At 33.4% G+C, this 626-nt stretch carries 2 protein-coding genes; both read right to left on the reverse strand.

Annotated features, from left to right (window positions below; genetic code table 11):
• The coding region (locus ACFILW_RS10715) for a type II toxin-antitoxin system HicB family antitoxin (protein ID WP_375685826.1) at positions 1 to 276 on the reverse strand (276 nt) is incomplete at its 3' end.
• Between the two features lie 20 nt (positions 277 to 296).
• On the reverse strand, positions 297 to 407 hold the full coding sequence (locus ACFILW_RS10720) for a hypothetical protein (protein WP_375624508.1): 111 nt from the start codon (positions 405 to 407) through the stop codon (positions 297 to 299).
• Positions 408 to 626 lie beyond the last annotated feature (219 nt).

Consider the following 626-nt stretch of genomic DNA (forward strand, 5'->3'; position numbering starts at 1 on the left):
TTTGCGTAAGTTTTTTTCAATCATAGCGTTATGTATTGCAATTTTTAAAGTCACCAATGAAGATACTTCAACAAAAGAATAGGCAATATCACGATGTCCAAAGGGAATAGGTTCACGATCTTGAAAACACCCCATAATGACTGTTAAAAGTGCATTTTTAGCCTGTTCCAAAGCCTCTTTTTCATCGTTACCATAGGTAACAAATTCCTGAAAATCTTTGGAGACGACAAGAAGACTATCATTGTCATCTTTGATAAATTTGATTGCATATTTCATTTGTACCTCTATACTCAGGCTTATTTTAGGTCAAGATCTTTAAGAATCTTCTGGACTAATCCTGTTCCTAATTCTTTTCGCGTACCATGTATAGGTAAAACGGACCTTTTAGAACCACGCTTTATAAGCAAATGTCCTCTCTTCCCTGAAGTAAAATTGCAACCATGTTTTACTAAGATATCTTTTCAATTCTTGACTGTTCACTATAATAATATAACATCTAAAATGTTTAATATAAAACAAATGTTGTGTTAAAGGAAAATAAAGGACATCTTCATGATGCGTGACATCATCTTTAAGCCTTGATAGGTCTCTATCATCTCGTGAAGGAGCTGTTGTTCTTTTTCTGT

Source organism: Bartonella sp. TT110JLCBS, from assembly GCF_042193405.1.
GTDB lineage: Bacteria > Pseudomonadota > Alphaproteobacteria > Rhizobiales > Rhizobiaceae > Bartonella.